A 9,490-nucleotide genomic window follows, 5' to 3' on the forward strand; every position below is an offset into this window, starting at 1 on the left:
ACTGCGGCGGGGCCGGGACGGGGGCGGCCCAGGCGTGCGTGACGTGGGGCGAGGCTCGGGCGGGCGGCGGGTCTCGGGCGTGCGGCGGGTCTCGGGCGTGCGGCGGGTCTCGGGCGTGCGGCGGGGCCGGGGCGTGCGGCGGGGCCCGCTCACTCCTGACGTCCTGTTCCTGTCGGCGTGACGCACGTGACTGTTCCCTCATGGGCAAGCGACCGCTTAGTATGCGGTCGACCCCGGTCAGACGACGCAGTCCCGTGGAGGCGGCGCATGCAGGCATGGCAAGTGCATGAGAACGGCGAGCCGAGCGAGGTGATGCGGCTGGAGGAGGTCGAGCCGCCCACGCCGGGTGAGGGCCAGGTCCTGCTCAAGGTGCGCGCCGCCAACATCAACTTCCCGGACGCGCTGCTGTGCCGCGGCCAGTACCAGATCCGGCCACCGCTGCCCTTCACCCCGGGCGTGGAGATCTGCGGCGAGACCGAGGACGGGCGCCGGGTGATCGCCAACCCGGCGCTGCCCCACGGCGGTTTCGCCGAGTACGCCGTCGCCGAGGCCGCCGCCGTGCTGCCCGCGCCGGAGGCGCTGGACGACGCCGAGGCGGCCGCCCTGCACATCGGCTACCAGACGGGCTGGTTCGGCCTGCACCGCCGGGCCCGCCTGGAGGCCGGCGAGACGCTGCTCGTCCACGCTGCCGCCGGAGGGGTCGGCAGCGCGGCCGTGCAGCTCGGAAAGGCGGCCGGGGCCACGGTCATCGGTGTCGTCGGTGGCGCCGACAAGGCCGCAGTGGCACGGGAGCTGGGCTGCGACGTCGTGGTCGACCGGCGCAGCCAGGACGTCATCGCGGCGGTGAAGGAGGCCACCGGCGGCCGGGGCGCCGACGTGATCTACGACCCGGTCGGCGGCGAGGCCTACGCCCAGTCCGCCAAGGTCGTCGCCTTCGAGGGCCGGATCGTCGTCGTCGGCTTCGCGAGCGGGACCATCCCCAGCCCGGCGCTCAACCACGCCCTGGTGAAGAACTACTCGATCCTCGGCCTGCACTGGGGCCTGTACAACACCAAGAACCCCAAGCTGGTCCAGCACTGCCACGAACAGCTCACCGAACTGGCCGCCCGCGGCGCGATCAAGCCGCTGGTGAGCGAGCGCGTACCGCTGGGCGGGGCTGCGGCCGCCGTCCAGCGCGTCGCCGACGGCGTGACCACGGGCCGGATCGCCGTCCTGCCCCCGCTGGAGAACGGAGCCACCGCATGACCGAGGCCGAGGAACTGCGCCGCCGCACCCAGGAGTTGCTCGCCGCGCACCCGCCCGCCACCACTGACCGGGTCGATTTCCTCAAGGCCCGCTTTGACGCCGGACTTGCCTGGGTCCACTACCCCGAGGGCCTCGGCGGCCTCGGCGCCCCGCGCTCCCTCCAGGCCGTCGTGGACGCCGAGCTGGAGGCCGCGGGCGCCCCCGACAACGACCCGCGGCGCATCGGCATCGGCCTCGGTATGGCCGCGCCGACCATCCTGCGCTACGGCACCGAGGAACAGAAGCGGCGCTACCTGAGGCCGCTGTGGGTGGGGGAGGAGGTCTGGTGCCAGCTGTTCAGTGAGCCCGGCGCCGGCTCCGACCTGGCCGCCCTCGGCACCCGCGCCGTCCGCGAGGGCGACGAGTGGGTGGTCAACGGGCAGAAGGTGTGGACCTCCAGCGCCCATGTCGCCCGCTGGGCCATCCTCATCGCCCGCACCGACCCGGACGTGCCCAAGCACCAGGGCATCACGTACTTCATCTGCGACATGACCGATCCGGGCGTCGAGGTGCGGCCGCTGCGCCAGATCACCGGCGAGGCCGAGTTCAACGAGGTCTTCCTGACCGACGTCCGCATTCCGGACGCGCGCCGCCTCGGCGAGGTGGGCGACGGCTGGCGGGTCGCGCAGACCACGCTCATGAACGAGCGCGTCTCCATCGGCGGTATGCGGCTGCCCCGCGAGGGCGGCATGATCGGCCCGGTCGCGAAGACCTGGCGCGAGCGCCCCGAACTGCGCACCCACGACCTCCACCAGCGGCTGCTGAAGCTGTGGGTCGAGGCCGAGGTCGCCCGCCTCACCGGCGAGCGCCTGCGTCAGCAGCTCGTGGCCGGTCAGCCCGGCCCGGAGGGCTCCGGCATGAAACTCGCCTTCGCCCGCCTCAACCAGGAGATCAGCGGCCTGGAGATCGAACTCCGCGGCGAAGAGGGCCTGTTGTACGACGACTGGACCATGCGCCGCCCCGAGCTGGTGGACTTCGTGGGCCGCGACGCCGGCTACCGCTACCTGCGCTCCAAGGGCAACAGCATAGAGGGCGGGACCAACGAGGTCCTGCTGAACATCGTCGCCGAGCGCGTCCTGGGCCTGCCCGCGGAGCCGCGCACCGACAAGGACGTCGCATGGAAGGACCTGGCCCGATGAGCACACAGCCCGACCTGTTGTACTCGGAGGAGGAAGAGGCGCTGCGCGCCGCCGTCCGGGACCTGCTCACCGACCACTGCGACCCGGCGGGCGTGATCGCGCGCATCGAGTCGGACGCCCCGCACGACCTCGCACTGTGGAAGTCGCTCGCCGACGGCATGGGCCTCGCCGGCCTCCTGGTGCCGGAGGCACAGGGCGGCCAGGGCGCTACCCATCGCGAAGTGGCCGTCGTCCTGGAGGAGTTGGGACGTGCGGTCGCGCCCGTTCCGTATCTGACGAGCGCCGTCGTCGCCACCGAGGCGCTGCTGGCCTGCGCGGGCGACGAGGCGGCGGAGCTACTGGCCCGGCTGGCGTCCGGACGGACGATCGGGGCGCTCGCCGTCGGACTGCACACCGCATCGAACGCCGGCTTCCCGGCCGTACGGCTGGAAGACGGCGCCCTGCACGGGGAGTTGACCGGGATCGCCGACGCGGCCGTGGCGGACGTCCTGCTGGTTCCTGCTGAGGACGGCGGGCTGTACGCGGTCGACGCGGATGCGGTGATCATCACCCCGCAGGTGTCCCTGGACCTGACCCGGCCGGTGGCGAAGGTTGTCTTCGAGGGTGCGCCAGGCCGTCGGCTGGGCGCTGCGGAGCCCGCCGTACGACGGGCCCTGCGCGCCGGGGCCGGGCTGCTGGCCAGCGAGCAACTCGGCGTCGGCGACTGGGCGTTGACCGAGACGGTGCGCTACCTGAAGGAGCGCAAGCAGTTCAACCGGCCCGTCGGCGGATTCCAGGCGCTCAAGCACCGGCTCGCCCAGCTGTGGCTGGAGGTCGTCAACCTGCGCGCCGCCGCCCGGAACGCGGCGGACGCGCTCGCCACCGGCGCGGACGTCGACGTGGCGGTCGCCGTCGCCCAGGCCTACGCGGCGCCCGTCGCCGTCCACGCCGCCGAGGAGGCGCTGCAACTGCACGGCGGCATCGGCATGACCTGGGAGCACCCGGTCCACCTCTACCTGAAGCGGGCCAAGGCGGACTCGATCGCGTACGGCACGGCGGGCGCCCACCGCGAGGCGCTGGCCGAACTGGTCGACCTCCAAGCCCCCTGACGCAACACCCCGGAGAAGCCCGCCGGAGAAGCCTGCCGCCGGAGAAGCCTGCCGGAAAGCCTGCCCCACCAGGGGCGGGCTTTCCGGTGTGCCCGCGGCGAGCGAGGTGAACACGGGGCGACCATCCGGTCAACTCGCCGTCTTGGCCTGCCTCTTGCACGCCCCAGGCCCGCATACTCCCTTGAGGTCCCGTACGGCCCGTCAAGGGAGGCAGAGCATGGCCCTCACCACCCGCCGCAGAGCCCTCACCACCTTCGGCGCCGCCCTCGCGGGTGCGGTCGCGCTGCCCGCCACGCGCGCGATCGCGGGCGACGCCCACCGCGGCCCGCGCCCGCTGTGGCACGCCCACGCCCACAACGACTACGAGCACCCGCGCCCCCTCTTCGACGCCCTCGACCACCGGTTCGGCAGCGTCGAGGCGGACATCTACCTCGTCGGCGACCAGCTCCTCGTCGCCCACGACCCGGTCGAACTCGACCCGAGGCGCACCCTCGAATCCCTCTACCTCGATCCGCTGGCCGCCCGCGTCAAGGCCAACCACGGTTCGGTCTACCGGGGTGGGCGCAGGCCCCTGCAACTCCTCATCGACATCAAGACCGAAGGCTCGTCGACGTACCTGGAACTCGACCGGCACCTGACGCGCTACCAGCATCTGTTCACGACGTACGCCCACCAACGCGTGCACCCCGGACCGGTCACCGCCGTCATCTCCGGCGACCGCGCGGCCCGTGCGCCCATGGAGGCGCAGACCGTGCGGCGGGCCTTCTACGACGGCCGGCTCACCGACCTCGGCAGCCCCGCGCCCGCCTCCTTCGTCCCGCTGATCTCCGACAACTGGACGCTGAACTTCACCTGGCTCGGCGACGGCCCCTTCCCGGATGCCGAGCGGCTCAAGCTGCGCGGCATCGTCCAGAAGGCGCACGCGCACGGGCAGAAGGTGCGCTTCTGGGCCACCCCGGACACCGCGGGCCCCGCCCGCGACGCGCTGTGGAGCGAGCTGCTCGCCGCCGGCGTCGACCACCTCAACACGGACGACCTCGCCGGCCTGGAGGCGTTCCTCGACGCCCACGAGCGACTGTAGAACCACACGTTCGGCGGACACGTCAGCCGCCCGGACGAACCCTCCGCTACGCCACACTTGCGGCCGAAAGCTGCGAAGTGGGCGTGGCGGAGGAGGTTGACGATGGCCATTTCCATCTCGGTGGTGCTGCTGCTCCTGATCCTTGCGGTGGTCTTCCTGCGCAACGGCGCGCTGAAGATCTCGCACGCCCTGGTCTGCGTCCTGCTCGGCTTCTACCTGGCCAGCTCCAGCATGGCCCCGACCATCCACCAGGGGCTGGCCGCGACGGCGCAGATCGTCAGCAGCCTGCGCCCCTGATTTCACGAGCCGGAGAAGACCCCGATCCCGTTCGCAACCGCCCGTTCGGTGCCCCCGCTCGGGTGGTTGAGGACGCTCACCGCGCCCTCGCCCGGATCCCGGGCGACCAGCGTCGAGGAGCCGCCGCCGTCGAGGTTGAAGCCGTCCGTGGCGCCCAGGCTCCGCAGGGCCGAGGCGAGTTCGGCGACGGTGAGGCCGCTTCTGTACTCCGACGCGCCGTCGAGAGCGAGAAGGAGCAGGCGGTGGCCGCCGTCCCCGATGCCCACCGCGGTGCGCACGGCCGACGTCGCGTCGTCCAGGCCGGACAGCGGCGAGCCGTTCCGCAGCACCGGGAAACCGCCGATGGCGAAGGCGTACGGGACCCCGGACGAGGCCGCCACCAGGTGCTGCTGCACCTGCACCGGCTCGCCCTCGAAAAGCTTGCGCAGCTGCTGCGCCCCCGCCTCACGGCCGACCAGCACCGTGGTGCCGGAGGCGATGGGGCCACCACCGGGCTCGTCGGCCGTGCCGACGACCTGACCCCCTCTGACCGTCACCTCGTAGGTGTCCGTGCTGCACGGCGCGCCACGGCTGGTGTCGGTGCCGCAGGTGGCCCGCACCCGCGAGACGCTGCCCCAGTCCGAGGTGTACGCCCCGATCGAACCCACCGGCAGCGCGTACTGGTTGAGCCCGCCGAGCTGCAGCTGCCCCTCCGGTGTGCTCACCGAACCGGTCAGGCTCAGCCGGTCGAGGCGGGCCGTGCGGTCCGTGCCCACCCCGAGCACGTCCGCGGTGCTCGTGCCCGGCGGCAGGGCGGGCCCGAAGCGCTGCCCGCGCGGCACGGCGGCCTTGCGTGTGTGCCCGCCCGCGATCTCCGGACCCACGGCCGATCCGGTCGCCTCGACCCCCGGATGCTGGGTCTCGGTGATGTGGAAGAAGTCGCCGTTGATCCCCGCGACCGCGCCCTGCGCGGCGGCGAGTTCCGAGACGGCGCCGCGCGCCGCCACGGCACCCGGATGCAGCAGATCGACCCGTACGTGCTGGTTGTTCAGGTCGACGCTGACCAGGTGCGCGTGCGTCACCCCGCGTGCCGCGTCGAGGTCGAACTCGCTGTACTCGACGCCCGGCGCGATCTTCTCGGCGCGCTGCACACCACTGGCCGGTGCCGCCCCCACCAGGGCCGCACCGGCCAGTGCGCCGCATGCCACGAGAACCGTCAGTGCCGTTCTGAGCCGTCCGTCGGGACGTGTCACAGTGCCCCCTGATGTCTCGTCAACTTTCCCAGGACTCAGGGGAAGTGCACCAGACCGCGGTGTCCGGTGGGGTGTTCAGGCGCCGATGACGCGGGAACGGATGAGAAAACGCACTCCTTCGGGTGCCTCCAGGGAGAAACCGCTGCCCCGTCCGGGCACCACGTCGACGATCAGCCGGGTGTGGCTCCACCCCTCGTACTGGCTGCGCGACATCCAGAACGTCACCGGCCGGTCCACCCCCTCGATGTGCAGCTCCGCGAGCAGCACGTCCGAGCCGCCGGTGCGGAACTCGCCCTCCGGGTAGCACATGGGGGCGCTGCCGTCGCAGCAGCCGCCGGACTGATGGAACATCAGCGGCCCGTGGGCCTCGCTCAGCCGCCGCACCAGGTCGGCGGCCGCGGGAGTGAGCTCCACGCGCGGGGTCTCCTCGTACATCGTCGCCGTCCTTCGCCGCACCGGAAGAAGCCGGGCCCAGACAACCAGCCCGGAGGTTGCGACCACGTTGCAGCGACCGCCGACATCCGGCGGCGGGCGTCAGCGGTGGCTGAGGACGTTGACCACCCCTCCGTTGGGATCCCGCACGAAGAACCGGCGCACACCCCACTCCTCGTCGGTCAGCGGATGCACGATCTCCGCGCCGCGCGCCCGCAGGGCGGCGTACGCCGCGTCCACGTCGTCGACCTCGATGCTCAGGTCCGGTGCGGCGGGCGAAGAAGGACCTCGGGCCCAGGACGAGCTACCTCGCGGCGGCCAGCCTCGTCGTCGACTACGTGCTGACCGTGACCGTCAGCCTGGCTGCGGGAGCGGCCAGTCTCGCCTCCGCCCTCCCCGCGCTCGGCTCGCATCTGCTCGAAGTCTGCCTCGCCGGGTTCGCACTGCTCACGGCCGTGAATCTGCGGGGTGTGGCCGAGAGCGCGCGGGTGCTGATGCTGCCCACCGTGCTGTTCGTCGTGAGCATCCTCGGCATCATCGTGCTCGGTCTGCTGCGCGACCACCCCGCGGCGGTCGTCGGGCATGCCCAGCCCGTCCACGCCACCGAGGCGTTGGGGCTGCTGCTGCTCCTGAAGGCGTTCTCCTCCGGCTGCTCCGCGCTGACCGGGGTGGAGGCCATCGCCAACGGCGTGCCCGCCTTCCGTGAGCCGCGCGTCAAGCGGGCGCAGCGCACCGAACTGATGCTGGGCGCACTGCTCGGGCTGATGCTGATCGGGCTCGCCGTGCTGATCCGCCGCGACCACGTGGCACCGCGCGAAGGCGTGACCGTCCTCGCGCAGCTGACCGCGGGCGCATACGGCACCGGCTGGCCGTACTACGCGACCAACCTCATCGTCACCCTGGCCCTCGCCTTCGCCGCCAACACCAGCTTCGGCCGACTGCCCGTGCTGATGAGCCTGCTGGCCAAGGACCACCGGCTGCCGCATCTCTTCGGTCTGCGCAAGGAACGGCCCGTCTACCGGTGGGGAGTGGTGGCGCTGGCCCTGCTCGCGGCGATGCTGCTGATCGCCGTGAACGCGGACACCCACCGCATGATCCCGCTGTTCGCGATCGGCGTGTTCATCGGCTTCACCATCAGCCAGGTCGGGCTCGTACGGCACTGGGCGCGGCAGCGGCCGCCCGGCTGGCTGCGGCACGCGGTGCTCAACGGGATCGGCGCGGTGCTGACCACCGTCGCGGGCGTGGTCCTGCTGGCCACCAAGTTCCTCGAAGGCGCGTGGGTCGTGGTCGTCGCGGTGCCGCTGCTCATGCTGCTGTTCGCCCGGGTCCAGCGGTACTACACGGCGGTCGGCCTGGAACTCGGGCTTGGCAAGATTCCGCCGCCGGTGCGCGTCACCGACTCCCTCGTCATCGTGCCGGTCGGCGAGGTCAGCAAGCTCACCCAGCACGCGCTGACGGCCGCCCGCGCCCTCGGCCACGAGGTCGTCGCGGTCGCCGTCCACAGCGACCCGGACAAGGTCCGGTCACTCGAGGGGAGTTGGGCGCGCTGGGGCCCCGGCGTACGTCTCGACATCATCGACAGCCCGCAGCGCTCGCTCGTGCAGCCCGTCGTCGACTACGTTCAGCGGGCGGCGGCGGAGGGACGGCAGATCGCCGTCCTCATCCCCGAGGTCGAACCGCTCCACCGCCGCTACCAGATCCTGCAGAACCAGCGCGGCCTCCTGCTGGCCGCCGCGCTGAGGGCCCGTACCGACGTCGTCGTCTGCGTCCTCCCCTACCGGCTGAGCCTGTGACGCCGTTGAGAGCCCCAGACCCGGCCGGTGTGCCCCGCGCACGCCGGTGAACAGTTTGATCGGCTCCCAGGAGCCCACCGGTCCGTCGAGGATCGTCTGCTTGCCGCCCGCAACGGTGGTGACGGTGTGTCCGGAGCCGAGGCTCTGGATGACACCGCCCGCCATCAGGACCAGTCCGGCGACGACCGCCATCGGGACCAAAATCCGGAAGGTCGTGCGCAGCAGGTCGACCCGGAAGTTGCCGAGGTCGTCCGTGGACCGCCGGACCAGGCCCCGGACCAGGCCCCGGACCAGGGCGACGGCCACGCAGATGCCGACCGCCGCCGACGCGAACGCCTGGACGCCCAGGCCGGCCATGACGGCGAGATGCCCCGTGGTCGACTCGCCCGCGTAGTTCTGCCAGCTGGTGTTGGTCGTGAAGGAGACGGCGGTGTGCAGCGCGAGCCGCCACGGCATGCCCTCGTGCCCCGTCGACCAGGGCAGCTTGCCCTGCAGGGTGAAGAGGGCGAACAGCGCCGCGAAGCTCACGCCGGAGAAGGCGAGCAGCGCGGTGAGGTAGTGCCGCCAGGTCTGTTCCTTGTCCGGGTCGATTCCGCAGACGCGGTAGAGGGCTCTCTCTCGCCCCGCCAGTGCTTTCCGCCGTCGAGCGCGCGGGCCATGTAGTCGCCGAGCGGGACATGCAGTCCGACCACTACGGCGAGAACGATCGATGCCTGGATCCAGGCCGCCATGATCAGGGTCCCTGCTTGGGGTAGGCACGGTCGAGCGCGATGTTCAGCTCGACCATTGTCGGGCGCGGCCGCAGCGCCGACGGGACGGTGCTGCGGCCGTGCTCGGGACCGCCGATGCACCACGCTTCACCAGCGCTGCGCGGCCGTTGCTGGACGCCCTTGCCCTCGGGCTTGATCGGTTTCGCTTGGTGGCGCGGGCACGTAACGCCAGTCGTCGGCGCGTGCTCATCAGCCGGATGAGGCGGAACCAGGCGTGTCTGCGGTGGTGACCACGTTGAGGAGCGGACGACCGTCCGCGAACCGCCGCAACTGCTCGGCGGGGCTTCCACCGTGATCGTGGACACCAGTTGTCATGCAGCGATGGCCAGCGTAGTTGATCTCTGTTCGAAGACGGCGGGCGCGAGGTAGCCGAC

General features: G+C 72.0%; 9 protein-coding genes and 2 pseudogenes. 7 read left to right on the forward strand and 4 right to left on the reverse strand.

From position 1 onward, the window contains the following. From ABZV31_RS22370 to ABZV31_RS22395, 6 genes are all read left to right on the forward strand, one after another. Positions 1-181: hypothetical protein (locus ABZV31_RS22370; protein WP_355896535.1), on the forward strand; the 181-nt coding region annotated here is incomplete at its 5' end. Positions 182-267: 86 nt separating this feature from the next. Continuing rightward, positions 268-1,245, forward strand: coding sequence for an NADPH:quinone oxidoreductase family protein (locus tag ABZV31_RS22375; RefSeq protein WP_355896538.1), 978 nt, complete (start codon positions 268-270; stop codon positions 1,243-1,245). Continuing rightward, complete coding sequence (locus ABZV31_RS22380) at positions 1,242-2,423, forward strand: acyl-CoA dehydrogenase family protein (protein ID WP_355896540.1); 1,182 nt, start codon at positions 1,242-1,244, stop codon at positions 2,421-2,423. Before ABZV31_RS22375 ends, ABZV31_RS22380 begins: the two co-directional genes overlap by 4 nt. Then, positions 2,420-3,511 carry an acyl-CoA dehydrogenase family protein gene (locus ABZV31_RS22385; RefSeq protein WP_355896543.1) on the forward strand — a complete coding sequence of 364 codons (1,092 nt, stop codon included), beginning with the start codon at positions 2,420-2,422 and terminating at the stop codon, positions 3,509-3,511. The genes ABZV31_RS22380 and ABZV31_RS22385 overlap by 4 nt, the downstream gene beginning before the upstream one ends. 217 nt (positions 3,512-3,728) lie before the next feature. Continuing rightward, entirely contained in the window at positions 3,729-4,592 is an 864-nt protein-coding gene (locus ABZV31_RS22390; RefSeq protein ID WP_355896546.1) for a phosphatidylinositol-specific phospholipase C/glycerophosphodiester phosphodiesterase family protein, read from the forward strand. A 102-nt stretch (positions 4,593-4,694) separates the two neighbouring features. Continuing rightward, positions 4,695-4,889: a hypothetical protein gene (locus ABZV31_RS22395; protein WP_355896549.1), complete on the forward strand. Its 195-nt coding sequence runs from the start codon at positions 4,695-4,697 to the stop codon at positions 4,887-4,889. A gap of 2 nt (positions 4,890-4,891) precedes the next feature. On the opposite strand, the gene ABZV31_RS22400 is transcribed toward ABZV31_RS22395, so the two are convergent. The 3 genes and pseudogenes from ABZV31_RS22400 to ABZV31_RS22410 form a co-directional block, all read right to left on the reverse strand. After that, positions 4,892-6,121, reverse strand: a complete 1,230-nt coding sequence (locus ABZV31_RS22400) for a phosphodiester glycosidase family protein (RefSeq protein ID WP_355896552.1) — start codon at positions 6,119-6,121, stop codon at positions 4,892-4,894. Positions 6,122-6,196: 75 nt separating this feature from the next. Continuing rightward, positions 6,197-6,556, reverse strand: coding sequence for a DUF779 domain-containing protein (locus ABZV31_RS22405; protein WP_355896555.1), 360 nt, complete (start codon positions 6,554-6,556; stop codon positions 6,197-6,199). 99 nt (positions 6,557-6,655) lie between these two features. After that, positions 6,656-6,835 (reverse strand): annotated as a pseudogene (locus tag ABZV31_RS22410) (VOC family protein); the annotation flags it as partial. Here ABZV31_RS22410 and ABZV31_RS22415 point away from each other — a divergent pair. Next, the gene (locus tag ABZV31_RS22415) at positions 6,820-8,346 is read left to right on the forward strand and encodes an amino acid permease (protein WP_355896558.1); all 1,527 of its coding nucleotides are present in this window, start codon (positions 6,820-6,822) and stop codon (positions 8,344-8,346) included. The pseudogene ABZV31_RS22410 and the gene ABZV31_RS22415 overlap by 16 nt on opposite strands. A 60-nt stretch (positions 8,347-8,406) precedes the next feature. Here the strand turns inward: ABZV31_RS22415 and ABZV31_RS22420 are convergent. Continuing rightward, a pseudogene (locus tag ABZV31_RS22420) lies at positions 8,407-9,105 on the reverse strand (potassium-transporting ATPase subunit KdpA); the annotation flags it as partial. Positions 9,106-9,490 lie beyond the last annotated feature (385 nt).

Source organism: Streptomyces sp. NPDC005202 (assembly GCF_040608235.1).
GTDB lineage: Bacteria > Actinomycetota > Actinomycetes > Streptomycetales > Streptomycetaceae > Streptomyces.